The sequence below is a fragment of the Pseudonocardia terrae genome (assembly GCF_021343995.1).
In the GTDB taxonomy this organism is placed as follows: Bacteria; Actinomycetota; Actinomycetes; order Mycobacteriales; family Pseudonocardiaceae; genus Pseudonocardia; species Pseudonocardia terrae.
On the sequence record NZ_JAJTTE010000004.1, the window covers coordinates 178008 to 203966 of the forward strand.

A 25959-nucleotide genomic window follows, 5' to 3' on the forward strand; every position below is an offset into this window, starting at 1 on the left:
CGGCTCGCCCCGCCTCGGGTCTGCCGAATTCAGGCGCGACGCGCGGCCGATCCCGGCCGCGCGGGTGTCAGTCCCGGAAGGTCGGCTTCCGCTTCTCCCGGAACGCGGCGACGCCCTCGGCGAAGTCGGATCCGGCGAAGAGGGCGCGCTGGGCCCGCGCCTCGGCGGTGAGGACCTGCCGCAGGTCGGTGTGCCCGGCGGCGAAGATCTCCTTCGTCGCGGCGAGCGCGGGCCGGGAGCGTCGGGCCAGCAGGCCGGCCCGCTCCCGCGCCAGCTCGACCGCCTCGCCGGGCTCGGCGAGGCGCTCGACGAGCCCGATCGTCGCCGCGTGCTCGGCGTCGACGACCTCGCCGAAGAGGATCATCTCGGTCGCCCGGCCCTGGCCGATGCGGCGCGGCAGGGTCCAGGCGAGCCCGGCGTCGGTCGCGAGGCCGACCCCGCCGAACGAGGCGCAGAGCTTGGCGTCGCGGGCCGCAACGACGTGGTCCGTGGCCGCGGCGAGGGACAGGCCGGCGCCGTAGGCACCCCCCTCGATCGCGGCGATCACCGGCTTGGGCCCCGCGACGATCGCCTCCACGAGGTCGGCGATGAGCTGCAGCCGGTGGATGCCCAGCCGCTCGTCGTCGCTCATGGTCGAGATGTCCCCGCCCGCGCAGAAGAAGCCCTCCGCGCCGGTGAGGACGAGGACCCGGACCTCGTCGTCGGTCATGGCCGCGAGCACGGCGTCGCGCAGCTCGCGGCGCATCTCGACCGACAACGCGTTGCGCCGCTTCGGGTCGGTCATGGTCAACGTCCGCACGGGGCCGTGGTCCGCCCGGGCGACGAGATCGTGATCAGACATCGAAGTCGACGGTGACCGTGTCCGAGACCGGCAGCGTCTGGCAGGTGAGCACGAACCCGGCCTCGACCTCCTCGTCCTCGAGGGCGAAGTTGCGGCGCATGGTGACCTCGCCGTCGGTGACCCGGGCCCGGCACGTGCCGCACACCCCGCCCTTGCAGGCGAAGGGCAGGTCGCCGCGGATCTTCTGCGCGGCGTCGAGCACGGACTGGTTGCGCGGCAGGGTCATCTGCGTGGACCGGCCGTTGAGGACGACCGTGACCTCGCTGCCCTCCCCCGCCTCGGCGTCGTCCTCGGCGCGGTGCACCTCGGGCGGCGGCTCGTCGACGTAGAACAGCTCGCGGTGGACGCGCTTCTTCTCCACCCCGAGCTCGCCCAGCACGGCCACGGCGTCCTCGGTCATGCCGAGCGGGCCGCACAGCCACCAGTGGTCGACGCTCTCGGCGTCGACGAGCGACCCGAGCAGGATCCGCATCCGGTCGGCGTCGAGCCGGCCGTTGAAGATCTCGGCCTCGGTGGGCTCGCGGGAGAGCACGTTGAGCAGGTGCAGCCGCGGGCCGTAGGCGTTCTTGAGGTCGGCGATCTCCTCGGTGAACATCACGGTGTCGGTGCGCCGGTTGCCGTAGAGCAGCGTGACGCGGGTGTCCGCGTGCGCGGCGAGCAGGGACGCGGCGATCGACAGCACCGGCGTGATGCCCGAGCCCGCGGCGATCAGCCCGTGGTGGGTGCCCGCGGCCAGCTCCGGGGTGAAGGACCCGGCGGGCGGGCCGACCTCGATCTCGTCGCCGACCTCGAGCCGGTCGACCAGCCACTCGGAGAACAGGCCGCCGTCGACGCGGCGCACCCCGACCTTGGGCTCGGCGCCGGCCGGCGCACAGATCGAGTAGGAGCGACGCTCCTCGCCGGCCTCGGTCTCCAGCCGGAGCGTGAGGTACTGACCGGGGCGGAACGTGTAGTCCGCGCGCAGGCCCTCAGGCACGGCGAAGGTGACGGCGACGGCGTCGTCGCACAGCCGCTCGAGTCCGGACACCCGCAGCCGGTGGAACCCGGACTCGCGGGGCTCGACGACCTCGTCGTCAACGCGCGTGTCGGCGGCGGTGGTCACCTCAGATCTCCTTCATGTGCTCGAACGGCTCCTGGCAGGACGGGCAGCGGCGCAGCGCGGTGCACGCCGTCGGGCCGAAGCGGGAGAACTCCTCGGTCGCCGGGGCCCCGCAGCGCGGGCAGCGGACCTGCGACGACGGCGCGCTCAGCGTGAGCGGGATCGGCCCGGCGGCCCGGGCGGGCGCCTTCCCGGGCGGGGCGATGCCGGCCTCGGCGAGCTTGCGCCGGCCGGCCTCGCTGATCCAGTCGGTGCTCCACGCCGGCGAGAAGACGGTGCGGACCTCGACGGTGCGGTAGCCGGCCTCGCCCAGCGCGATCCGGATGTCGTCGCGCATGACCTCGATCGCCGGGCAGCCCGAGTACGTCGGGGTGATCGTGACGACCACGGACCCGTCGTGGTCCTCGACCGAGCGGATCACGCCGAGGTCGTCGAGGGTCAGCATGGGCATCTCGGGGTCCACGACCCGGGCGACGACGTCCCGCGCGCCCAGGTCCACCCGCAGCTCGGACCCGGTCACCATGTCGCCCCCGGGTGCTCGCGGGCGACGCTCTGCATCTCGGCCAAAACGTGCCCGAGGCGTTCGGTGTGGATGCCCTGCCGGCCGCTCCGCCCGCCGATCGTGCCCACCGGAGCCACCTCGGGGCGAGCCAGGGTGGCCTGCTCCAGGACCTGCGCCAGGACGGCGTCGAACTCCTCGCGGGTCCCCGCGGGGTCGACCGCGACGCCGGCCTCGACGAGCCGGCGCTCCTCGTCGGAGGTGCGGAACAGCTCCTCCACGTACGGCCACGCCCACTCCAGCCCGGCCTGCATCCGCCGGTGTGACTCCTCCGTGCCGTCGCCCAGGCGCAGGGCCCAGCGGGCGGCGTAGTCGCGGTGGTAGGTCAGCTCCTTGACGCCCTTGCCTGCGACGGCGGCGATCACCGGGTCGGCCGAGCCCAGCAGCCGGTGCAGCAGCGCGAGCCGCCACGTCGAGAAGATCAGCAGCCGGGCGATGCACCGCGCGAAGTCGAGGTCGTCGGACTGCTCGGCCAGCGCGATGTTGCGGAACCCGGCCTGGTCGCGCAGATAGGCGAAGGCGTCCTCGCCGCGGCCCCGCCCCTCGACGTGGCCGGCGCGGCTGAGCAGCACGCGGGCCTGGCCGAGCAGGTCGAGCGCGGTGTTGGCCAGCGCGACCTCCTCCTCCAGCTCCGGCGCGTTGGCCACCCACTCCGAGAGGCGCTGGCTGTAGATCAGCGCGTCGTCGCCGAGCATCTGGCAGTACGCCGCGAGATCGGCCGGGTCGGTGCCCTCGGGCACCGGTGCGCTGATCTCGGCCTCGACGTCCTCGAAGCCCGTGCCGAACGCCCAGCGCGGGTCGTCGTGCTCGGTGGTCTCCGACAGCGACTGATAGGCGTTGGTCGCGTCGTGCTCGCCCTGGTGCACCTCGTGCGGACTCACAGGTGGGGCACCTCCTCCGGGATCGCGTAGAAGGTCGGGTGCCGGTAGACCTTGTCGCCCGACGGCGCGAAGAACGGGTCCTTCTCCGCCGGGCTGGAGGCGGTGATGTCCTCGGCCTTGACCACCCAGATGGACACGCCCTCGTTGCGCCGGGTGTAGAGGTCGCGGGCGTTGTGCAGCGCCATCTCGGCGTCGGCCGCGTGCAGCGAGCCCACGTGCACGTGGTTCAGGCCGCGCTTGCCGCGCACGAACACCTCGTACAGCGGCCAGTCCCGCCGCTTCACACCCTGCCCCTTCTCGATGGCACCGGTGGGCACCCCGGTCGTCGGGACGGCGCCGTGTCCGCCCTCGGCCGTCACCTCAGGGGTCTCGTCGCTGGGGATCACACCGCCTCCTGCTTCTTCGCCGCCTGCTTGTCCGCATAAGCCCGGGCCGCCTCGCGCACCCACGCCCCGTTCTCGTGCGCGCGGCGCCGATGGGCGACCCGCTGGGCGTTGGTCGGGCCGGCCCCGGTGATGACCGCCTTGAACTCCGACCAGTCCGGCTCACCGAAGTCGTGCGCCTGCCGCTCGGAGTTCCACCGCAGGTCCGGGTCGGGCAGCGTGACGCCCAGTGCCGCGGCCTGCGGGACGGTCATGTCGACGAAGCGCTGGCGCAGCTCGTCGTTGGTGTGCCGTTTGATGTTCCACGCCATCGACTGCTGGGTGTTCGGGGAGTCGCCGTCGGCCGGGCCGAACATCATCAGCGACGGCCACCACCACCGGTTCACCGACTCCTGCACCATGGCCTTCTGCTCCGGCGTGCCGTTGACCATGGCCAGCAGCAGCTCGTAGCCCTGCCGCTGGTGGAACGACTCCTCCTTGCAGATCCGCACCATCGCCCGCGCGTAGGGCCCGTACGAGCAGCGGCACAGCGGGACCTGGTTGCAGATCGCCGCGCCGTCGACCAGCCAGCCGATCACCCCGACGTCGGCGTAGGTCAGGGTCGGGTAGTTGAAGATCGAGGAGTACTTCTGCTTCGACTCGATCAGCTTCTCGGTCAGCTCCTCGCGGTCCACGCCGAGCGTCTCGGCCGCCGCGTAGAGATACATCCCGTGCCCGGCCTCGTCCTGCACCTTGGCCAGCAGGATCGCCTTGCGCCGCAGCGACGGCGCCCGGGAGATCCAGTTGCCCTCCGGCTGCATCCCGATGATCTCGGAGTGCGCGTGCTGCGCGATCTGGCGGATCAGCGTCTTCCGGTAGGCCTCGGGCATCCAGTCCCGCGGCTCGATCCGCTGGTCGGCGTCGATCGTGGCCTGGAACTCGTCCTCGAACGCGTGGTGGGAGCGCTCGTCGGTCGCGGTCATCGCGAACCTCCAAAACCGAATGTTCGTTCGTCTGATGATGGCGCACCGCGGCCGCCCACGCAAGCGGGGGCGCCAACTCACCCGGGCGAGGCATCAGGCAGGCGGGATGATCCCCTCGGAGACCATGCGGACGACCTGGGCGGGAAGGTGCTCCGACGCCGGCCGCCCGGGCCGGTACCACTCGATGATCGAGTTGACCGTGCCGGACAGCAGCCGCGCCGCCAGCCAGGGCTCGACACCCGCCCTGACCTCGCCGTCCTCCACCGCCTCGGCGACGAGCGAGGCGATGGTGGCGTCGAAGGCCCGGCGCCGGGCGAGCGCCCACCGCTCGATGTCGGTGTTGCCGCGCACCCGCAGGAGCAACGTCACGTAGGGCAGCTCCGTGGTGAGCACCTCGACCTGGCGTCCGATGATGTGCTGCAGGCGCCCCAGGGCCGGCCCGCTCTGCGAGGCGGGCTCGTCGAGGATGCCGAACAGGCCGTCGAGCGCGCGCTCGAGCGCGGCCCGCAGGAGCTCCTCCTTGCCGCTCACGTGGTGGTAGAAGGAGGACTTCGTGATCCCCGCGGCCCGCGAGAGGTCCTCCATGGAGGTGGCGTCGTACCCGCGGGCGTTGAACTCCTGCACCGCCACGGCCAGCAGGGACCGGGCGTCGTAGACGGGCCGGCGGGCGCCGGCGGCACCTCGGGCGCGTCGCGTCCGTGCTGCCGGCCGCGCGGGCGGTTCGGCGGGCGCGGCCGTCATCGCACCCCTCCCACGACGGTCCCGACGTCGTCGGTGACATCGCCCCTGTCGGTCGGCACGCGCTCATGCTAACCTCCCCGGCAACCGAACGATCGTTCGCCGACGCAGACACCGATCGGAGGCCGGGCGGCCAGATGGGCAGCAGCAACACCGCATTCCTGGTGAGCGGGATCCGCACCCCGCAGGGCAAGTACGGCGGGGCGCTGGCGGGCGTCCGCCCCGACGACCTCGCCGCCCTCATGGTCGGTGAGGCGGTCGCCCGGGCCGGGGTCCCGGCCGACGCGATCGACGAGGTCGTCCTCGGGGCCGCCAACCAGGCCGGCGAGGACAACCGCAACGTGGCCCGAATGGCCGTTCTCCTGGCCGGGCTGCCGGCCACGGTCCCCGGCTACACCGTGAACCGGCTGTGTGCCAGCGGCCTGACCGCCGTCACGAACGCCGCCCGGGCGATCAAGGCCGGCGAGGCCGACGTCGTCGTCGCGGGTGGGGTGGAGTCGATGACCCGGGCGCCCTGGGTGATGGCCAAGCCGGGCACCCCGTGGGCCAAGCCGGGCGAGGTCGCCGACACCTCCCTGGGCTGGCGCTTCACCAACCCCCGCTTCACGGCCATGGACCGCGCGGCACCCGCGGTGCACACCGAGACCGAGGGCCCGACGACGCTCTCGATGGGCGAGACCGCCGAGGAGGTGGCCACGCTCGACGGGATCACCCGCGAGGAGTGCGACGAGTTCGCGCTGCGCAGCCACACGCGCGCCGTGGCCGCGGCGAAGGACGGCCGGTTCGACGCCGAGCTCGTCACGGTGGCGGTCCCGCAGCGCAAGGGCGACCCGGTGCAAATCACTGCGGACGAGGGCCCCCGCGCCGACGCCTCGGCCGAGTCGCTGGGCCGGCTGCGACCGGTGTTCCGCAAGGACGGCATCGTCACCGCCGGCAACTCCTCGCCACTGTCCGACGGCGCCGCCGCGGTCGTCGTGGCCAGCGAGCGGGCGGTCGTGGAGCACGGCCTGCAGCCGATCGCCCGCATCGTCACCGGCACCAGCGCCGGCGTCGCGCCACACGTCATGGGCCTCGGGCCGGTTCCTGCGACGCAGAAGGCGCTCCGGCTGGCCGGGTGGCAGGTGGGCGACCTCGACGCCGTCGAGCTCAACGAGGCCTTCGCCGCGCAGAGCCTCGCCTGCGTGCGGCGCCTGGGCCTGGACCCCGAGACCGTGAACGCCGACGGCGGGGCCATCGCCCTCGGCCACCCGCTGGGTTGCTCCGGGGCCCGCATCACCGTCACGCTGGCCAACCGCCTCCGTCGCGAGGGCGGCCGCCGCGGCCTGGCGTCGATGTGCGTCGGCGTCGGCCAGGGCGCCGCCCTGCTCCTGGAAACCGTCTGAGACCGTCCGACCCGGCTCCACCACGAGAGGGACCGCATGACCACCCCGCTTCTGCGCAGCTACGTCTCCGGCGACTGGCACACCGCGACCGATCCCGGTCGCCCGCTCTTCGACGCCGTGACCGGCGAGGAGATCGCCCGGGTCTCGTCGACCGGGGTCGACTTCGGTGCGGCCCTGGCCCACGGCCGCGAGGTCGGCGGGCCGGCGCTGCGCGAGCTGACCTTCCACCAGCGCGCGGCGCTGCTCAAGGCGCTCGGCCAGCACCTGCGTGAGCACCGCGAGGAGCTCTACGCCGTCTCCGCACGGACCGGCGCCACCCTCGGCGACTCGAAGTTCGACGTCGACGGCGGCATCGGCGTGCTGCTCGCCTACGCCTCCAAGGCCAAGCGCGAGCTGCCCAACGACACCGTCTACGTCGACGGCGCGGTCGAGCCGCTCGGACGCGGTGGCACCTTCCTCGGCCAGCACCTCTGCGTGCCGCTGCGCGGGGTCGCAGTGCAGGTCAACGCCTTCAACTTCCCGGTCTGGGGGCCGCTGGAGAAGTTCGCCCCGGCGTTCCTCGCCGGCGTCCCGAGCCTGATCAAGCCGGCCAGCCCGACCGCGTTCCTCACCGCGAAGCTCGTCGAGCTGATCGTGGACTCGGGGATCCTGCCCGCCGGCACGCTGCAGTTCGTGGCCGGCTCGCTCGGCGACACCTTCGACCACCTCACGGGCCAGGACCTGGTCTCGTTCACCGGTTCCGCCTCCACCGCGCAGACCCTGCGCACCCACCCGGCGATCGTGCGCAACGCGGTGCGGTTCACCGCCGAGGCCGACTCGCTCAACCTGTCGGCCCTGGGCCCCGACGCCACCCCGGGCACGGACGAGTTCGACCTGTTCGTCAAGGGCCTGGTCGCGGAGATGACGGTCAAGGCCGGGCAGAAGTGCACCGCCATCCGCCGCGCCTTCGTCCCCGCCCCGCACGTCGACGCCGTCGTCGAGGCCGTGTCCGCGCGCCTGGCCAGGACCACGATCGGCGACCCGACGAGCGAGGGCGTCCGCATGGGCGCGCTGGCCAGCCTGGACCAGCGCGAGGAGGTCCGCCGCAGCGTCAAGGCCCTCGCCGACGCCGGCCGGATCGTCTTCGGCGACCCGGAGAAGGTCGAGGTGGTCGACGCCGACGCCGACCGGGGCGCGTTCGTCTCGCCGATCCTGCTGGTCGGGGACCCGGAGCGGGCCGAGCCGCACGAGGTCGAGGCCTTCGGTCCGGTCTCGACGGTCCTCCCGTACGAGACCGCGGCGCAGCTGATCGACTACGCCGCCCGCGGGCAGGGCAGCCTCGCCGGCTCGATCGTGACCGCGGACCCGGCGTTCGCCCGCGAGGTCGTGCTCGGTACCGCCGCCTTCCACGGCCGGCTGCTGGTGCTCAACGGCAAGGACGCCAAGGAGTCGACCGGGCACGGGTCCCCGCTGCCCCAGCTCGTCCACGGCGGCCCCGGCCGCGCCGGCGGCGGCGAGGAGATGGGCGGCATCCGTGGCGTGCTGCACCACATGCAGCGCACCGCGATCCAGGCCGACCCCGACACCCTCGCCACCATCACCGGCCGGTGGGTCGCGGGCGCCGAGCGCCGCGAGACCGAACGGCACCCCTTCCGGCTGCACCTCGAGGAGCTCAAGCCCGGCGACACGATCGTCGCCGGTCCGCGGCGGGTCAGCCAGGAGGACGTGGAGCACTTCGCCGAGTTCACCGGCGACACCTTCTACGCCCACATGGACGCCGAGGCCGCGGCGGCGAACCCGCTGTTCGGCGAGCGCGTCGCGCACGGCTACCTGATCGTGTCGCTGGCCGCGGGCCTGTTCGTCGACCCCGACCCGGGACCCGTGCTGGCCAACTTCGGCGTCGACAACCTGCGGTTCCTCACCCCGGTCAAGTTCGGCGACGAGCTCACGGTGACCCTGACCTGCAAGCAGCTCACCCCGCGCGAGTCCGCGGGGTACGGCGAGGTCCGTTGGGACGCCGACGTCACCCGCCAGGACGGCGAGTCCGTCGCCCGCTACGACGTGCTCACCCTCGTCGCCAAGAAGGACGGTGCGGCATGACCATCACCCCCACCCCGGAATCGGCGCCCATCCGCTCGACCCGGCTCGGCGAGGCCCCTCCGGCGGACCTGCTCGACGCCGGCGAGAAGTTGTCGACCGACGAGCTGCGCGCCACCCAGCTGGAGCGGCTGCAGTGGACGCTGCACCACGCCTACGAGAACGTGCCGCACTACCGGCGCGCCTTCGACGCCGCGGGCGTGCACCCCGACGACTGCCGCGAGCTGTCCGACCTCGCGAAGTTCCCCACCACCAGCAAGGCCGACCTGCGGGAGAACTACCCGTTCGGGATGTTCGCGGTGCCGCAGGCCGAGGTCCGCCGCATCCACGCCTCCTCGGGCACCACGGGGCGGCCCACGGTCGTCGGGTACACCGAACGCGACATCGACACCTGGGCCGGGCTGATCGCCCGCTCCATCCGCGCCGCCGGCGGGCGCCCCGGGCACAAGGTGCACAACGCCTACGGCTACGGCCTGTTCACCGGCGGGCTCGGCGCGCACTACGGCATCGAGAAGCTCGGCGCCACCGCGATCCCGGTCTCCGGCGGGATGACCCCCCGCCAGATCCAGCTCATCGGCGACTTCCAGCCCGATGTGATCATGGTGACCCCGTCCTACATGCTCACCCTGCTCGACGAGTTCGAACGCCAGGGCATCGACCCCCGGACCAGCTCGCTGCGGGTCGGGATCTTCGGCGCCGAGCCCTGGACCGAGCAGATGCGCGCCGAGATCGAAGAGCGCATGGACATGCACGCCGTGGACATCTACGGCCTCTCCGAGGTCATGGGCCCGGGCGTCGCCCAGGAGTGCGTGGAGACCAAGGACGGGCTGCACATCTGGGAGGACCACTTCCTGCCCGAGGTCCTCGACCCCCTCGACGGCACCGTCCTGGCCGACGGCGAGGAAGGCGAACTCGTCTTCACCTCGCTGACCAAGCAGGCCCTGCCGATCATCCGCTACCGCACCCGCGACCTGACCCGGCTGCTGCCCGGCACCGCACGGCCGTCGATGCGGCGCATGCAGAAGATCACCGGCCGCTCCGACGACATGATCATCCTGCGGGGGGTGAACCTGTTCCCCACCCAGATCGAGGAGATCGTGCTGCGCACCCCCGGGTTCGCCCCGCACTTCCAGCTCGAGCTGACCACCAAGGGCCGCATGGACGCGCTCACCGTCCGCGTCGAAGCGCGCGCCGACGCGCCCGCCGAACGCCGCCGGGCCGCCGCCGCCGAATTGATCAAGGCCGTCAAGGACACCATCGGCGTCTCGGTGACCTGCGACGTCGTCGACCCCGACACCCTCGAACGGTCCGTGGGCAAGCTGCAGCGACTCCTGGACCGCCGCACGAAGTGAACCCCGCGGGGCCGACCACGGACGGGGACGGCCCTCGGCGTCCAGGAGATCAGGGGAGCAGCGCCGCGGCGCGGGCGGCGCCGCGGTAGACCCCGGCCCGGACACCGTTGCGGGTGGCCCGCAGCCGGGCCCGGCCCGTGGTGCCGCTCCCGTGCCAGCCCAGCAGCGCCTGGCCCCACCGGGTGCAGGCCAACCGCGCGGGGCCGGCGGTCAGCGCCCTCTCCGCCCAACGGTCGGCGATGTCGTCGAACCCGTCCCGGTACGCGAAGACCGCGGGCTGGACGTACGCGAGGCCCGAGGGCAGCCGGGTCATCAACGGCGCGTACTCGGTCAGCAGCCTGTCCAACGCGGCGTAGCGGGCGGCACGGTTCGAGCTGATGCTCCCGGTCCGCATCAGCCGCATGTCGACCAGGTACCGGCGGAGGCCCCAGAACAGCGGGGTCGACGACCGGGTGGCGATCCGCAGCCACATCTCCTGGTCGACCGCGCTCGTGAGAGCGGTGTCGAACACCCCGACCTCGTCGAAACAGCTGCGCCGCACCAGGAGCGAGCTGCCGTTGTGGGCGGGGTTGTTCTCCGCGAGGAAGCGGTCCATGTCGCAGACCCCGGCCGGCTGCCACCGCGGACCGACGACCCGCCCGTTCTCCAGCATCACCCGGGTGTGGCAGAAGGTGGCGCCGACCCGGGGGCCGGCGGTCCGCATGACCTGCAGCTGCCGGCGTAGGAACTGCGGGTGCCAGCGATCGTCGCCGTCGAGGAACGCGACGAACGGCGCCGACGTCTCGACGATGCCGAGGTTGCGTGCCGCGCCGGACCCGGCGTTGGCGGTGGAGATCAACCGGATGCGCGAATCGAACGCCGCACGCGCGCGCACGATGTCGGCGGTGTCATCGGTGGAGCCGTCGTCGATCACGACGTACTCGAGGCGACCCTCCGTCTGCCGCAGCACGGAGTCGACTGCCTCCCCGATCCACGGACCGACGTTGTAGGCGGGCGTGATCACCGAGACCATCGGCGTGCTCGCCGGGAGCGAAGGGCTCATATCGGATCCAACGATCCGATACGGCACGCAACGTTCCCCCTGCAGAGTGGAATGGGGCTTTACCGACAATGGCGAGTTCTCGGCGTTCACAGAAATGATCATCGACAACTTCTGCGGTGTTTGCCCCTTCTACGACTATCCGGATCCGTCGCCGATCGGGCGGTCCCAGGTGCGGTCGGCGTGCCGCACGGCGTCGACGATCCCCTGGTAGCCCGTGCACCGGCACAGATGGCCGGACACGACGGTCCGGATCTCGCCGTCGTCGACGCCGTGGCGCTCGGCGAGCAGGTGGTGGACGGTCATCACCAGCCCGGGGGTGCAGAACCCGCACTGCAGGGCGTGGTGGTCGGTGAAGGCCTGCTGGATCGGGTGGAGCGGCTCGTCCGGCGCCGCCAGTCCCTCGACCGTCCGGACCTCGGTCCCGTCCGCCTGGACCGCGAGCAGCAGACACGCGCGGACCGCCTCGCCGTCGACCTCGACGGTGCAGGCACCGCACACGCCCTGCTCGCAGGCGACGTGCGTCCCGGTCAGCCCGAGCTCGTCACGGAGGGCGTCGGCCAGCGACGTCCGGGGCTCCACGGTCATCCGGGACGGCCGGTCGTTCACCGTCAACGCGACGGTGATCGGGTCCGCCGCACGGCGGACGAGCGGATCGTCAGGCGACACCGGCGATCTCCGTGTCCGGCCGGAGCACCTGCTCCAGCGCGCGGCGGACGAGGGTGCGCACGAGCACCCGACGATGGACGGCGGTCGTGCGGTCGTCGTCGGCGGGATCGCACTCGCGGGCCGCGAGCTCGGCGATCTCCTGGGCGAGACCGCGGCCCCCGGCCCCGCGCAGGTCGGCGACGGGGACCGACCAGGGCACGTCGTGCACGCCGGCGCAAGCCACGCGCAGTGCCTCGACGACGCCGGCCCGGACGCACGCCACCACCCCGACCCCGACGAGGGGGAGGTCGCCGGGGCGCCTGCCGAACTCCAGCCACGCGCTCCGGGTGTCCTCGGTGTCGAGCGGGAACGTCGCGGCGACGGCGAGTTCGTCGGCCGCCAGCGCCGTCCGTCCCGGGCCGCGGTACAGCTCCGCCGCGTCGACGGTCCGGCTGCCTGCGGTCGAGCGGACCTCCAGCGCTCCACCGGTGACGAGCAGCACCGTGGGGAGCTCGGCCGCCGGATCGGCGAAGCAGAGGCTACCGACCACCGTTCCGCGGGAGCGGGTGCCGGGGTTGCCTACCCACGGCAGGGCGGCGTCGAGCAGGCCCGTTCCGGAGCCGGTGCAGAGCACCGCGGCCTGCCGGACCGTGGCGCCGAGACGCTGTCCGTCGCCGGTCGTGGTGCGCGTGCTCAGCTCGGCCACGCGGTTGACGTCGACGAGGAGGTCGGGCCGGGCCCGGCGCGACGCCATCTGCGGCAGCAGGCTCTGTCCGCCCGCGAGGACCCGGGCGGACGCGCCGCGCCCGGCCAGGAGGCCGAGCGCCTCGTCGATCGTGGACGGGCACGCGTAGTCGAAGGGCGCGGGCTTCACCGGCTCACTCCTCGGTGGCCACGAGTTCGTGCGGGTGGATCGGGGTGTGCGTCACGGTGATCCCGAGCGGGGCGACCGCGGCGGCGACGGCGCAGGCGACCGCTCCCGGAGTCGCGATCATGGCCGACTCGCCCATGCCCTTGATGCCGCCGCGGGTGTGCGGCGCGGGTGACTCCAGGTGCTCGAGGGCGATCCGGGGCAGGCAGCGGGCGGTCGGCAGGAGGTAGTCGGTGAACGAGGTGGCGTGTGGGGATCCGTCGGCGCCGTAGCCGGCGTCCTCGTAGAGGGCCGCACCCACGCCCTGGGCGAACGCGCCGAGCGTCTGGCCGTCCACGATCATCGGGTTGATCACGGTCCCGCAGTCCTCCACCACCGCGGCGTCGACCACGTCGACCCGCCCGGTCCCGGGATCCACCTCGACGACCACGGCGACGCACCCGTTCGAGTAGGTGGCGGGCGGGTCGTAGAAGGCGGTGGCGGTGAGGTCCGGCTCCGGCAACGCCGCGCGGACGGCGGGGTCCACGACCGCCGCGGTGGCGATCTCGGCCAGCCCGACCGAGCCGGAGGGCGCGACCGCCCGGCCGTCGCGGAAGGAGATGTCCGCCGGATCCGCGTCGAGCAGGTGACCGGCCACGAGCGCGAGCTTGGCGGCGAGCCGCTCCGTCGCGTGCAGCAGTGCCCCGCCGATCACGGTCGCGACGCGGCTCGCGCGGGTGCCCGCGGTGCTCAGCGGGGTACCGGCGGTGTCGCCGGTGACGACCCGGACCCGCCGCGGGTCGCACGTCAGCACCGACGCGACGATCTGGGCCAGGGTCGTGGTGTGGCCCTGCCCCTGCGACGGGGTGCCGACGACCGCGGTGACCGCCCCGGACGCGGCCATCTCGACCCGGACCGAGTCGTGCGAGGCGAACGACCAGGAGGACTCCGCCGCCCCCGCGGACCCCCAGCCCGAGGGCTCGACGTACGGGCTGATCCCGAACCCGCGGTAGCGCCCGTCGGCGGTCGGCCCGGGGACCACGTTCGCGGCATCGACCAGCTTCGCCGCCCGCTCGAGCGTGGCGAGGTGGCTGCCGCTGTCGTAGGTCATGCCGGTGGGCGTCGTGTAGGGCAGGTCGGCCGGCCGGACGAGGTTCTGCCTGCGCAGATCCACCGGGTCGCGGCCGAGCAGCCGGGCGGCCCGGTCGATCAGCAGCTCCCGGGCGGTGTGCCCGCTCGTCCAGCCCACCCCTCGGTACGGGGCGATGGGCACCTTGGTGGTGAGCACGGAACGCACCTGCCAGCCCGTCTCCGGGATGCGGTACGCGCCGGGCAGCAGGCCCGCGGCGAGGTAGGCCTCGATCAGGGCGCTGGCGGAGTTGAAGGAGTAGGCCCCGGCGTCGCCGAGCACGTCGCAGCGCAGGGCGCGGAACGTGCCGTCGCCGTCGAGCGCGAGCGCCAGCTCGACGCGTTGCGCCTTGCCGTGCGGCCCTGCGACCAGGTTCTCCCGGCGGTCCTCCACCCACAGGACCGGGCGACCGGCCGCGCGGGCGGCCAGCGCCACGGCGATCTCCTCCGGCGACGCCGGGATCTTCTGCCCGAACCCGCCCCCGACGTCGTCGACGAGCACCCGGACCGCGGCGACGTCCATGCCGAGACAGGTCGCGATCTTCCGCTGGAGCAGGTGCGGGGACTGGGTGGAGCACCGCACGGTCAGCGTGTCGGCCACCGGGTCGAACGTGGCCGAACACGCGCGGCCCTCCATCGGTGCGGCCGTGAGCCTGCCGGTGGTGAACGTCCCGGACACGACGTGGTCCGCTGCGGCGAAAGCCGCCTCGAGACCCGGGGTCGCGCGCCGGCCGCGGTACACCTCGTTGCTGCTCAGAGCGGGGTCGAGAGGCGGGAGCAGCAGCGCCGCCTCCGGGTCGACGACGGGCGGGAGCGCCGTGTAGCGGACCTCGACCCGTTCGGCGGCGTCCTCGGCCAGGGCCCGGCTCTCGGCCAGCACCATCGCGACGGCCTCGCCCACGAACCGCACGCGCTCCCCCGCGAGCGCGGGCTGCGGGGTCTTGACCAGGCCGGGAACGGTGCATGCGTCGACCAGCGAGGCGTGGGGCAGGTCGGCCGCCGTCAGGACGGAGACCACGCCGGACGCCGACCGCGCCCCCGTGACGTCGATGTCCTCGATCAACGCGTGGGGGTGGGGCGAGCGGACGAAGGCGACGTGGAGACAGCGCGGCGGTGGGGTGTCGGCGGTGAACCTCCCGCGTCCGCGCAGGAGCCGGCCGTCCTCGAACCGTGGGAGGCGCGCCCCCAACGAGGAGTTCGCGTCCGCATCGCGCACCACGATCACCCGCCGTCCTCGGCCGATCACTCCCCACCCGTCGTGCTGCCGGTCCCATGCCTAGCACCGCTCGGTGGTGCACCGACAGGGCCGCGCGACCGATGAGTTCGGGGCGCGCGGCCGGTCTGCCCGGTAAGAGCCCGATTACGGAGGAGCCATGACCGCATCCGCACTGCCGCCCGTCGTCGACGCCGCGACCTGGGAGAAGGAGCTCGCCGCGCTGCGTGTACGGGAGAAGGCTGCGACCAGGGAGCTCGACGCCATCGCCGCCCAGCGACGGCGGCTGCCGATGGTCGAGATGCCCGACCACGTCCTGGAGGGCGAGGACGGCCCGGTCCGGCTCGTCGACGTCTTCGGCGACGCCCCGCAGCTGATCGTCTACCACCACATGTGGCACGACGGTGCGGAGTGGCAGTGCGGCGGCTGCACCGGCTTCACCTCGCAGTTCACCCGCCTCCAGGGCCTCGCGAAGTTCGACGCCCGCTTCGTGATCGTCACCCAGGGCCCGATCGACGAGGCCCTCGCCTACAAGCGCCGGGTCGGCAACACCATGACCTGGTACTCGACGGCGAACAGCCCGTTCGGCTCGGACGTCGGGGCCCCGCCCGGCGGCGGTTTCGCGGTCAACGTGTTCCTCCGCGACGGCGACACCGTCTACCGGACCTGGCACACCGACGGCCGCGGCACCGAGCAGCTGAGCTACCTGTTCGGCCTGGTCGACCTGCTGCCGTACGGCCGGCAGGAGGTGTGGCAGGACTCGCCGGAGGGGTGGCCGCAGGGCCCGACCTACAGCCGCTGGCCCGGACCGGAGGAGATCGCGGCGGCCTACGGCCCCACCCTCTGAGCCGCGCCCGGGTCGCCGTGCCGGCCCGGGTGCTCAGGACGCGTCGGCAGCGGGGCCGTCGGGGCCGTGGCGGGCAGCCGTGGCGAGGACCTGGGCGAGGTGCAGGGCGTCGCGGCCGGTGCCGTGGCGGATCTGGCTGCGGCAGCTGAACCCGTCGGCGAGGATCAGCGTGTCGGGGGCGGCCCGGCGCACGGCGGGCAGGATGACGCGTTCGCCCGCCGCGACCGAAACCTCGTACTGCTCGCCGGCCCCGTAGCCGAAACTGCCGGCCATCCCGCAGCAGCCGGAATCGGGCAGCTGCAGGTCGACCCCCATGCGGCGCAGCAGCGCGTGGTCGGGGTCGGTGCCGATGACGGCGTTCTGATGGCAGTGCATCTGGGCCAGCGCCGTGCGGTGCAGCGCGGGCGGGACGTAGTCCTCGGTGCGGGCGAGCAGCTCGGCCAGGGTGAAGCTCTGGGCCGCCAGCCGCTGGGCGTCGGCGTCGGCCGGGAAGAGGTTGGTCAGCTCGTCGCGGAACACCGCCAGGCAGCTGGGCTCGAGCCCGACCAGCGGGACGCCGCGGGCGATCGGCTCGTGCAGCTCCTCGAGGATCCGCCGCAGCCAGCGTTTCGCGGTGCGCAGCATCCCGAAGTCGTAGAGCGGCCGGCCGCAGCACAGCACCCGCTGCGGAATCCGGACGACGTAGCCGGCGGACTCGAGCACCTCCACCGCGGCGATCCCGACCTCGGGGGTGAAGTGGTCGGTGAAGGTGTCCGGCCACAACACCACCTCCCTGCCCGTCGGGCGCGGTCCGCGGTCGGCGAACCAGGACCGGAAGGTGCGGGCGGCGAAGGGTGGGGCCTCGCGACGACGGTCGATGCCGGCGAGCCTGCGCGCGATCAGACCCAGGCCCGGCGCGGCGAGCGCGGCGTTGGTGAGACCGGGTGCGTGGGAGGCGAAGCGGGCCCAGATCGGGATCAGGCCGGTCGCGTACGCGAACGGGGGGCGCAGCCGGCGCGCGTAGAAGTGGGCCAGGAACTCGGCCTTGTAGGTGGCCATGTCGACGCCGACGGGACAGTCGCCCTTGCAGCCCTTGCAGGCCAGACACAGGTCGAGGGCGTCCTTGACGTGCTCGTCGCGCCAGCCGGAGCGGCGCCCGGCGGGCGACCGGTCGGACAGGTGCCCGCCCATCATCTCCAGGAGCAGGCGGGCGCGGCCGCGGGTGCTGTGCTCCTCCTCGTGGGTGACCATGTAGCTGGGGCACATGGTGCCTCCGGCCTCGTGGCGGCACTTGCCGATCCCGAAGCAGCGGTTGACCGCGTCGGCGAACCCGAGGTGGTCGTCGGGGAACCGGAAGTGGGTCCGGACGTGCCGCGGCTGGTACCCGGTGGCCAGGCCGAGGTTCGTCGTCGGCGGGTAGGGCCGCACGATCTTGCCGGGGTTCATCCGGCCGTCCGGGTCGAAGATCGCCTTGAACTGCCGGAGGACCTCCACCATGTCCGGGCCGAACATCTTGTCCAGCTGGTCGGCGCGCAGCTGCCCGTCGCCGTGCTCCCCGGACAGCGAGCCCCCGAACCGCACCACGAGATCGCCCGCCTCCTGGAGGAAACGGCCGAAGTTCGCGACGTCCGGGGCGCTGGTCAGGTGCAGGTCGAGCCGGTTGTGCAGACACCCCTGTCCGAAGTGGCCGAAGATCACGCTGTGGTAGCCGTGCCGGTCGAGCAGGGCGAGGTACTCGCGCAGGTAGTCGCCGAGTCGTTCGGGGGCGACCGCGGCGTCCTCCCAGCCGGCCAGGCCGGCGTGGCGGCCGGGCACCCGGGTGAACTCGATGGCGCTGCGCCGGACCTCCCACACCTGTTCCTGGCTCTCGGCGTCCTCGAACGCCTTCGGCGTCCCCGCCCCGTCGCCCGCGCGGGCCCGGACCTTCTCGACGTGGGCGTCGACGTCCTCCTGGCTGTCCGCGCCGTACTCGACGAGCAGCCAGGCGTCGCCTTCGGGCAGCATGCCGATGCCGGGGTTGTGGGCTCCGTGCAGGTCCATGTTGCGGACGACGCCGGCGTCGAAGCACTCCAGCCCGATCGGGCCGGTGTCGAGGAAGTCGGGGACGTGGTCCGCGGCGGTCGCCGCGTCCGGGTAACCGACGACGAGCAGCGAATGGTGCGGCGGGTCGGGCAGCAGCCGGACGGTCGCCTCGAGCACCAGCACGCACGTGGACTCGCTGCCGACCAACGCCTTGGCGAGGTCGAAGTTCTTCTCCGGCAACAGATCCGGGAGGTTGTAGCCGGAGACCCGGCGGGGGATCTCCGGGTACCGGTCGCGGATCATCCCGGCGTGCGCGTCGACCAGCTCCCGGCAGCGCCGGTAGATCTCGGCGCGCCGGCCGCCCTCGGCGAGGATCCGCCGGTAGGTCTCCTCGTCCGTGGGTCCGACCCGCATCCGGGTGCCGTCGTAGGTGACGACGTCCAGCTCCAGGACGTTGTCCACGGTCTTGCCGCCCCACACCGAGTGGGTGCCGCAGGAGTTGTTGCCGATCATCCCGCCGAGGGTGTTGCGGTCGTGGGTCGCGGGGTCGACGGCGAAGGTCAGTCCGTGCTCGGCCGCTGCGTTGCGGAGCTGGTCGCAGACCACGCCGGGCTGGACCCGGGCGATCTGGCGCTGCGGGTCGAGCTCGACGATCCTCCGCATGTACTTGGAGAAGTCGACGATCACGCCGTGCGTGGTGCTCTGACCGGCCAGACCGGTGCCGCAGCCACGGGCGGCGATCGGCACGCCGTGCTCGCGGCAGATCGCCACGGTCGCGACCACGTCGTCGGCGTGCCGCGGGAGCACGACGCCCAACGGCACCTCCCGGTAGATCGAGGCGTCGTTGGCGTAGAGCGCGCGGGAACCCTCGTCGAAGCGGGCCTCGCCGTCGAGCGCGTGTGTGAGGTCGCGGGCCAGCCGGCCGCGGTCGACGATCCCGGTGGCGGTCACGGGGCCTCCCCTGCGTCGATCAGACGCGTGCGGACAACGGCAGGACGCCCCGGGGGAATGCCGAGCGACGCGTGAGTTGCTGTGTGCCGGTCGTCCCGCACCTCCGCAGGGTCTCCCCGCCGTCGTGAACGGGCTTCCCGGGGGAGGCACCCCAAACCTTGCGATAGCGCAACGTTTGCAGTTCGCGTTTCTCTTCGGCACAGCCGGATACGCCGGTTCCCGAACCGATCTCACGCGTCGAAGGAGCCCTCGTGTCGAAGACGACCTCGGACCTGATCCTCGAGCGGCTGCAGGAGTGGGGGATCGACACGTGCATCGGGCTGTGCGGCGACCAGATCAACGGGTTCTTCGAGTCGCTGCGCACGCACACGGACACGATGCGGTTCGTCCACGTCCGGCACGAGGAGGCCGCGGCCCTGGCGGCGGTGGGCTACGCGAAGTTCTCCGGGCGGATGGCCGCTGTCGTGGCCACCGCCGGGCCCGGCGCGGTGCACCTGCTCAACGGCCTCTACGACGCCCGGATCGACGGCGCCCCCGTGCTGGCGCTCACCGGCCTCTCCTATCACGACACGATCGGCACGCACCTGCTGCAGGACCTGCCGTCGGACCGGCTGTTCGCCGGCGCGTGCACCTACTCGGAGCGGGTGATGGGCCCGGCGCACGCGGTGCCGGTCACCGATCTCGCGGTGCGTAACGCCTGGGAGAACCGGTCCCCTGTGCACCTGGCCATACCCATCGACGTCCAGTCGCAGACCGAGGACCAGCGCTCGAGCAAGAACGTGCCGGGGCACACCTCGCTGGCCGCGCAGCCGACCGTGAGCCGTCCGCCCGACGAGCAGCTGCACCGGGCCGCCGAGATCCTCAACTCGTGCGACCGGGTCGCGATCTGCGCAGGCGCGGGGGCCCGTGGCGCCGGGGACGTGCTCGAACAGGTCGCCGAGCTGCTCGCCGCCCCGATCGTCAAGGCCGGGCTGGGCAAGGACTGCGTGCCCGACGACAGCCCTTACACGACCGGCGGGATGGGGCTGATCGGTACCCGCCCCAGCCACGAGGCGTTCGAGAACTGCGACGGGTTCCTCGTCGTCGGCTCGTCGACTCCGTACGCGGAGTTCTGGCCGCAGCCCGGGCAGGCGCGCGGGGTGCAGATCGACCTGCACGGCGACCGGATCGCGTTGCGCTACCCGGTCGAGGTCGGCCTGGTCGGCGACGCGGCGACGACGCTGCGCGAGCTGGCCCCGCTGCTCGAGCGCAAAGAGGACCGCTCCTTCCTCGACCACGCCCAGCAGGGCATGCGTGACTGGTGGGACCTGCTCCGCCGGCAGGCCGAGTGCCGGGACACGCCCATGAAGCCCCAGGTGCTCACCTGGTGCCTGTCCGAGAACCTGCCGGACGGCGCGATCGTCACCGGGGACGCCGGGACCGTCACCGCGTGGGGCGGGCGGATCAAGCTGCGGCGCGGGATGCAGTACTCGTTCTCCGGCACCCTGTGCTCGATGGGCTCGGCCGTCCCCTACGCCATCGGCGCCCAGCTCGCCCACCCCGACCGGCCGGTGGTGGCGTTCACCGGCGACGGGAGCATGAGCATGGGCATGGGCGAGCTCGCCACCCTGGCCCAGCACCGGCTGCCGATCACGGTCGTGGTGGTCAACAACGGATCCTTGGCCATGGAGGTGTTCGAGCAGAACGCGCTCCTGGGCAACCCGCACTTCGCCTGCGAGCTCTCCCCGGTCGACTTCGCCGCGGTGGCCGAGGGCTGCGGGGTGCGCGGCTACCGGCTCGAGGACCCGGCCGAGGCGCCGCGGGTGCTCGCCGAGGCCCTGGCGCACGACGGGCCGTGCCTGGTCGACGCGGTGGTCACGCCGCACGAGTCGCCGATGGCAGACACGTTCAAGCCTGCGCAGGCCGAGAAGATGCTGACCGCGTTCGAGCGGGGCGAGGCCGCCCGGAAGGAGATCGCGGCGAACCTCCTCGACCCGGGTGTGGTCGCGATGTCGCCCGCCGTCCGGTCCATCCGCGACGAGCTGGCCCGCTACCAGCCGACCGGCCGCTGAGCAGCCCCGGCGGACCCGCACGACGGCCCCCTCGCTGCTGCCTTCCGGAGGGCACGGGGGGTGCACCCGAACCAGCGGTGCACGGCGCGGGTGAGGGTGGACTGGCGGGTGAAGCCGACGAGGGCGGCGACCTGGGACAGCGGGACGTCGGTCTCCGTGACGAGCCGGTGGGCGGTGTCGCGGCGGACCTCGTCGAGGACCGTCTCGAAGGTGGTGCCCTCGGCGGCGAGCCGGCGCTGCAGCGTGCGTGGGGGCGTGGCGAGCGATCGGGCGACGGCCTCGATCGACACCGGAGCGGAGCCGAGCGACCGGGCGAGGAGCATCCGCACCTGGCTCGTCACGGCCCGGCCGGGCTCGCCGAAGTGGCTGGCCATGTAGTCGAGGGCGATCTCGCGCAGGACCGGGTTGTTGCCGGGGACCGCGGTGCGGAGCAGCTGGGACGGCACGCGCAGCAGCGGTTCGGGCCGGTCGAACCGGACATCGGCGCCGAACCAGTCGACGTAGCGGGCGACGGGTGCCAGGGGTGCGTGGGGGAGGTGGACTGCGCGCAGGCCGTAGCGGCCGCCGTACAGCAGCACCACCACGCGGTGGAGCAGGCCGAGGCCGTAGTCGGTCAGCTGCGGGGCCGCGGGTCCGGCCTCGCCGGTGCGCAGGACGATCGCCACGACACCGGCGGTCGCCTCCGGGTCGTCGCTCTGCTCGACGACGACGCCGGGGCTGCGCACGAACAGGAACCGCGTGGCGATCTGCAGGGCGTCGTCGAAGGTCCGGGCGTTCTCCAGGGCCGGCGCCAGCGGCCCGAACACGCCGGTGTCCTGCTGCTCGGCCAGGAGCAGGCCGAGGTCGGGGCGGTCGAGCTCCGCGGCGGCGGTCTCCAGGATCCGTGCGATCAGCCGCACCGGGAGCATCGCGTCGGTGTCGAGGGCCTCGCCGGGCACCCGGAAACGGGCGAGCAGCGCGGTGCCGTCGCCGCCCAGCCGGTCGACGACGGCGGGCAGCCCGCGCAGCACTCCCGCCCGTCCGATCGCCGTCATGGCACACAAGGCTAAATCACTGTCGCGTCGGAGCAAGTTTCCCGGGGGCTGCGGAGGGCACGGTGGGATCAGCACCCACACGTGTTGGAGGAGCAGATGTCGGCCCCCGCTGAAGTGATCCCGCAGCCCCGCCCGCGCCCGCTGGTCGGGAACCTGCCCGACCTCGACCCCGAGAAGGGCATCTGGGGCCTGGTCGACCTGGCCCGCGAGTACGGCCCGATCTACCGGCTCGAGCTGCTGGGCGCCGAGATGCTGGTCGTCAGCTCCCAGGAGCTGGTCGACGAGCTGTGCGACGAGTCCCGCTTCGACAAGAAGCTGCACAACCCCTTGAGGAACGTCCGCGACTTCGCCGGCGACGGGCTGTTCACCGCCGAGACGGCCGAGCCGAACTGGGGGGCCGCGCACCGGATCCTCATGCCCGCCTTCGGGCCCGCCGCGCTGCGCCGGATGTTCGACGGCATGGTCGACATCGCCGACCAGCTGCTGCTCAAGTGGGAGCGTCAGGGCCCCGGCGCCCGGATCGACGTGGCCGACAACACGACGCGACTGACGCTGGACACGATCGCGTTGTGCTCGTTCGGCTACCGCTTCAACAGCATGTACAGCGACCAGCTGCACCCGTTCGTCGGCGCCATGGTCCGCGCGCTGGTGGAGTCCGGTGAGCGCGGCCGGCGGCTGCCGATCCAGAACCGGCTGATGCTGCGCACCCGGCACCAGTACGACGAGGACAAGCGGCTGATGGACGAGATCGCCGACCAGCTGATCTCCGACCGGCGCCGGCACCCGCTGCCCGAGGGCGAGCACGACATCCTCGACACGATGCTCGAGGCCGCCGACCCCCGGACCGGAGAGCGGCTGTCCGACGAGAACGTCCGCTACCAGCTCGTCACGTTCCTGATCGCGGGACACGAGACCACCAGCGGGCTGCTGACGTTCACCCTCTACGAGCTGCTGCGCAACCCGCAGGTGCTCGAGCGGGCCCGGGCCCACGTCGACGAGGTCCTCGGCGGCCGGGCGCCGCGGTTCGAGGACCTGGCGCGGCTGGGCTACCTCGACCAGATCCTCAAGGAGTCGCTGCGGCTGTGGCCCACCGCGCCGGCCTTCGCGGTGCAGCCCTACGAGGACACCGTGCTCGGCGGGCACTACCCCGTGAAGGCCGGACAGACGCTGCTGGTGCTCACCCCGCAGCTGCACCGCGACACCGTGGCGTGGGGCGAGGACGCGGAGACCTTCGACCCGGACCGGTTCGCCTTCGACCGGGCCGCCCAGCTGCCGCCCAACGCGTGGAAGCCCTTCGGCAACGGGCAGCGCTCCTGCATCGGCAGGGGCTTCGCCCTGCAGGAGGCGACCCTGTTCCTGGCGATGATGCTGCAGCGCTTCGACGTCGTCGCCGCGGATCCGGACTACGAGCTGGCCATCAAGCAGACCTTGACGATGAAGCCCGAGGGGCTGTTCGTGCACGTCCGGCGCCGGCCGACGACGATCGCCCCGGCCGACTCCGCACCGGCCCGTGGTGCTGCGGCCGGGCAGGCCGTCGCGCCCGCGACGGCCAACGGCATCCCCGTGCGGGTGCTCTACGGCTCCGACGCCGGCGCCTCCGAGGCCTTCGCGCAGCGGATCGCCAACGACGCCCGCACCCGCGGCTACACGCCTACCGTCGACACCCTCGACAGCGCCGCCGGTCACCTGCCGACCGAAGGCCTGGTCGCGATCGTCTCCTCGTCGTACGAGGGCCGGCCCCCGGACAACGCCCGCACCTTCGTGCAGTGGGTGGAGGGGCTGCCCGAGGGCGCCCTCGACGGCGTGCGGTACGTCGTGTTCGGCAACGGCAACACCGACTGGGCGCGGACCTACCAGGCCGTGCCGAAGGCCATCGACGGTCACCTCGCCCGGGCCGGCGCGCGACGACTGGTCGAGCGCGGCGAGGCCGACGCCCGTGGGGACTTCTTCGGCGACTTCGAGGACTGGTACGACGGCTTCTGGGCGCCGGTGAACGCCGAGTTCGGGCTGGTCGACGGCGCGCAGGCCGTGGCGCCGCTGTTGGAGGTCGAGTTCGTCGGGGCGGTGCGCGAGCCGATCCTGCGGCAGAACCGGCTGCAGCTGGGCACCATGGTCGCCAACCGGGAGCTGGTCGACCAGAGCACGTCCGGGGGGCGGTCCACGCGGCACGTCGAGATCGCCCTGCCCGAGGGACAGAGCTACCGGGCCGGTGACTACCTGGCGGTCCTGCCGCTCAACCCCGCTGCGGCGGTGGACCGGGCGCTGAGCCGCTTCGACCTCGCCTACGACGCCACCGTCGTGATCCGGGTGGGCGAGGGCGGCCACACGTTCCTGCCCACCGACACCCCGGTGACCGCGGGCGAGCTGCTGGCCGGGTACGTCGAGCTGGCCCAGCCCGCGACCCGCCGCCAGATCGAGCAGCTCGCCGCCGCTACCGTCTGTCCGCCGGATCGCAAGGCCCTGGAGGCGCTCGCCGCGGACCCGCAGACCCACGCCGCCGAGGTGCTGGACAAGCGGGTCAGCGTGCTCGACCTGCTCGAGCGCTACCCGGCCTGCCGACCCGCGTTCGCGTCCTTCCTGCAGATGCTGGCCCCGCTCACCCCGCGGCAGTACTCGATCTCCTCCTCGCCGCGGTGGAGCCCCGACCACGTCACCCTGACACTGTCGGTCGTCCGCGGGCCGGCGCTGTCCGGCGAGGGCGTCTACGAGGGCGCGGCCTCGACCTACCTCGCCCAGGCCCGTCCCGGGACCAAGATCGCGGTCACGGTCCGGCCCTCGAACGTGGCCTTCCACCCGCCGCGCTCGCTCGCCACCCCGATCATCATGGTCGCCGCCGGCAGCGGGCTCGCCCCGTTCCGCGGGTTCCTGCAGGACCGGGCGTTGCAGGCGCAGGCCGAGGGCGTCACCCCCGCCCCGGCGCTGCTCTTCTTCGGCTGTCGCCACCCCGACGTGGACTACCTCTACCGCGACGAGCTCGCCGCCTGGGGCGACGCCGGGCTCGTCGAGCTGCACCCGGCCTTCTCCCAGGTCGACGACCTCGCCGACCGGGCCTACGTGCAGGACCGGCTGTGGGCCGACCGCGAGCAGGTGGTCGAGCTCGTGCGCGACGGGGCGACCTTCTACGTCTGCGGCGACGGCCGGCGCATGGCCCCCGCCGTGTACGACACCTGCGCCCGCATCTACGTCGAGGCGATTGGCGCCACCCGCGAGGAGGCCGAGGCCTGGCTCGACGCGATGCAACGCGACCACGGCCGGTTCGTCACGGACGTCTTCGCCTGACACACCACAGCGACCGAATCGGCCCAGGGGAGGCGACCGGCGCTTCACCGACAGCAGCGGCGCCTCGGGGTCACCCGGCGACGGATGGTGCCTAGGAGGTCGACGGCGGCTCCAGCTGCCGCACCGACAGCAGTGGCACACCGAGATCGCGGATCCTGGCCAGCGCGCCGTGCAAGGCGGCCTGGTCGGCCAGTGGCCCGGTGAGCACGGTCTGCCCCGCCGGGCCTTCGGTGGCCACGAACCCGTCGAAACACGCCGACCAGGCGTCGTCGAGCACCGCGTCCACCCGGATCTCGTAGAACGCCGGTCCCCCGCTCATCCCGAGTCCGCCAACGCGGATCGCGGCGGGCGCCCGGGGCCCCGCTTGTGAGTGATCACGGTGCCGCGGTCGATGATCTCGCCGCCCCAGACCCCCCACGGCTCACCCCGGCGCACCGCCCCGGTCAGGCACTCCGCGCGGACCGGGCAGGGCCGGCACAGCCCCTTCGCCCGTTCCAGGTCGACGGGCGAGACGGCGAACCACAGGTCGGGGTCCGCGTGCTGGCACGGTAGGGCGAGGCCGGCCTGTACCCGGGCAGCGCGCCGACGACGCCGGATGTCCACCGGGGCGCTACGCAGGGGGACGGTCGCTGACGTGGGCATCGC

Annotated in this window: 21 protein-coding genes; 6 read left to right on the forward strand and 15 right to left on the reverse strand. The window is 73.1% G+C overall.

The annotated features are described in order from the left end of the window. Positions 1 to 67 precede the first annotated feature (67 nt). From LWC33_RS04330 to LWC33_RS04360, 7 genes are all read right to left on the reverse strand, one after another. Complete coding sequence (locus LWC33_RS04330; protein ID WP_233302886.1) at positions 68 to 841, reverse strand: enoyl-CoA hydratase/isomerase family protein; 774 nt, start codon at positions 839 to 841, stop codon at positions 68 to 70. Continuing rightward, a complete protein-coding gene (paaE, locus tag LWC33_RS04335) occupies positions 834 to 1943 on the reverse strand; it encodes a 1,2-phenylacetyl-CoA epoxidase subunit PaaE (protein WP_233302887.1) in 1110 nt (369 codons plus the stop codon). The genes LWC33_RS04330 and paaE overlap by 8 nt, the downstream gene beginning before the upstream one ends. Position 1944: 1 nt before the next feature. Then, positions 1945 to 2463, reverse strand: coding sequence for a 1,2-phenylacetyl-CoA epoxidase subunit PaaD (gene paaD / locus LWC33_RS04340; RefSeq protein ID WP_233302888.1), 519 nt, complete (start codon positions 2461 to 2463; stop codon positions 1945 to 1947). Beyond that, positions 2457 to 3380 carry a 1,2-phenylacetyl-CoA epoxidase subunit PaaC gene (paaC, locus tag LWC33_RS04345; RefSeq protein ID WP_233302889.1) on the reverse strand — a complete coding sequence of 308 codons (924 nt, stop codon included), beginning with the start codon at positions 3378 to 3380 and terminating at the stop codon, positions 2457 to 2459. Before paaC ends, paaD begins: the two co-directional genes overlap by 7 nt. Beyond that, on the reverse strand, positions 3377 to 3664 hold the full coding sequence (gene paaB / locus LWC33_RS04350) for a 1,2-phenylacetyl-CoA epoxidase subunit PaaB (RefSeq protein WP_271214979.1): 288 nt from the start codon (positions 3662 to 3664) through the stop codon (positions 3377 to 3379). Before paaB ends, paaC begins: the two co-directional genes overlap by 4 nt. 98 nt (positions 3665 to 3762) lie before the next feature. Then, positions 3763 to 4725, reverse strand: a complete 963-nt coding sequence (gene paaA / locus LWC33_RS04355; protein WP_233302890.1) for a 1,2-phenylacetyl-CoA epoxidase subunit PaaA — start codon at positions 4723 to 4725, stop codon at positions 3763 to 3765. A 93-nt stretch (positions 4726 to 4818) separates the two neighbouring features. After that, entirely contained in the window at positions 4819 to 5466 is a 648-nt protein-coding gene (locus LWC33_RS04360; protein WP_233302891.1) for a TetR/AcrR family transcriptional regulator, read from the reverse strand. 134 nt (positions 5467 to 5600) lie between these two features. Here LWC33_RS04360 and LWC33_RS04365 point away from each other — a divergent pair, with 134 nt between their 5' ends. The 3 genes from LWC33_RS04365 to paaK are packed head-to-tail and all read left to right on the forward strand — an operon-like array spanning position 5601 to position 10273. Then, positions 5601 to 6845, forward strand: coding sequence for a thiolase family protein (locus tag LWC33_RS04365; RefSeq protein ID WP_233302892.1), 1245 nt, complete (start codon positions 5601 to 5603; stop codon positions 6843 to 6845). A gap of 36 nt (positions 6846 to 6881) precedes the next feature. Then, complete coding sequence (gene paaZ, locus LWC33_RS04370; RefSeq protein ID WP_233302893.1) at positions 6882 to 8924, forward strand: phenylacetic acid degradation bifunctional protein PaaZ; 2043 nt, start codon at positions 6882 to 6884, stop codon at positions 8922 to 8924. After that, positions 8921 to 10273: a phenylacetate--CoA ligase PaaK gene (gene paaK, locus LWC33_RS04375; protein ID WP_233302894.1), complete on the forward strand. Its 1353-nt coding sequence runs from the start codon at positions 8921 to 8923 to the stop codon at positions 10271 to 10273. Before paaZ ends, paaK begins: the two co-directional genes overlap by 4 nt. A gap of 49 nt (positions 10274 to 10322) precedes the next feature. Here the strand turns inward: paaK and LWC33_RS04380 are convergent, their stop codons facing one another. From LWC33_RS04380 to LWC33_RS04395, 4 genes are all read right to left on the reverse strand, one after another. Further along, positions 10323 to 11315, reverse strand: a complete 993-nt coding sequence (locus LWC33_RS04380; RefSeq protein WP_233302895.1) for a glycosyltransferase family 2 protein — start codon at positions 11313 to 11315, stop codon at positions 10323 to 10325. Positions 11316 to 11450: 135 nt separating this feature from the next. After that, positions 11451 to 11981, reverse strand: a complete 531-nt coding sequence (locus LWC33_RS04385) for a (2Fe-2S)-binding protein (protein WP_308190905.1) — start codon at positions 11979 to 11981, stop codon at positions 11451 to 11453. Beyond that, positions 11971 to 12834, reverse strand: a complete 864-nt coding sequence (locus tag LWC33_RS35780) for an FAD binding domain-containing protein (protein WP_233302896.1) — start codon at positions 12832 to 12834, stop codon at positions 11971 to 11973. The genes LWC33_RS04385 and LWC33_RS35780 overlap by 11 nt, the downstream gene beginning before the upstream one ends. Before the next feature lie 4 nt (positions 12835 to 12838). Then, positions 12839 to 15163 carry a xanthine dehydrogenase family protein molybdopterin-binding subunit gene (locus LWC33_RS04395; protein WP_233302897.1) on the reverse strand — a complete coding sequence of 775 codons (2325 nt, stop codon included), beginning with the start codon at positions 15161 to 15163 and terminating at the stop codon, positions 12839 to 12841. A gap of 148 nt (positions 15164 to 15311) precedes the next feature. Between LWC33_RS04395 and LWC33_RS04400 the strand changes: the two genes are divergently transcribed. Further along, positions 15312 to 15998 (forward strand): DUF899 domain-containing protein, encoded by a 687-nt coding sequence (locus LWC33_RS04400; protein WP_233302898.1) that lies wholly within the window; start codon positions 15312 to 15314, stop codon positions 15996 to 15998. Between the two features lie 33 nt (positions 15999 to 16031). Here the strand turns inward: LWC33_RS04400 and LWC33_RS04405 are convergent, their stop codons facing one another. Next, positions 16032 to 18950 carry an FAD-binding and (Fe-S)-binding domain-containing protein gene (locus tag LWC33_RS04405; RefSeq protein WP_233302899.1) on the reverse strand — a complete coding sequence of 973 codons (2919 nt, stop codon included), beginning with the start codon at positions 18948 to 18950 and terminating at the stop codon, positions 16032 to 16034. 251 nt (positions 18951 to 19201) lie between these two features. Between LWC33_RS04405 and LWC33_RS04410 the strand changes: the two genes are divergently transcribed. Continuing rightward, positions 19202 to 21001: a thiamine pyrophosphate-dependent enzyme gene (locus LWC33_RS04410; protein WP_233302900.1), complete on the forward strand. Its 1800-nt coding sequence runs from the start codon at positions 19202 to 19204 to the stop codon at positions 20999 to 21001. Here LWC33_RS04410 and LWC33_RS04415 read toward each other — a convergent pair. Beyond that, on the reverse strand, positions 20980 to 22035 hold the full coding sequence (locus tag LWC33_RS04415; protein ID WP_233302901.1) for an AraC family transcriptional regulator: 1056 nt from the start codon (positions 22033 to 22035) through the stop codon (positions 20980 to 20982). The two genes, LWC33_RS04410 and LWC33_RS04415, sit on opposite strands and share 22 nt — an antisense overlap. A gap of 96 nt (positions 22036 to 22131) precedes the next feature. Here LWC33_RS04415 and LWC33_RS04420 point away from each other — a divergent pair, with 96 nt between their 5' ends. Beyond that, a complete protein-coding gene (locus LWC33_RS04420) occupies positions 22132 to 25314 on the forward strand; it encodes a bifunctional cytochrome P450/NADPH--P450 reductase (RefSeq protein ID WP_233302902.1) in 3183 nt (1060 codons plus the stop codon). 91 nt (positions 25315 to 25405) lie between these two features. Here the strand turns inward: LWC33_RS04420 and LWC33_RS04425 are convergent, their stop codons facing one another. Next, positions 25406 to 25633, reverse strand: coding sequence for a DUF8691 family protein (locus LWC33_RS04425; protein WP_233302903.1), 228 nt, complete (start codon positions 25631 to 25633; stop codon positions 25406 to 25408). Next, on the reverse strand, positions 25630 to 25956 hold the full coding sequence (locus LWC33_RS04430; RefSeq protein WP_233302904.1) for a WhiB family transcriptional regulator: 327 nt from the start codon (positions 25954 to 25956) through the stop codon (positions 25630 to 25632). Before LWC33_RS04430 ends, LWC33_RS04425 begins: the two co-directional genes overlap by 4 nt. Positions 25957 to 25959: the final 3 nt, after the last annotated feature.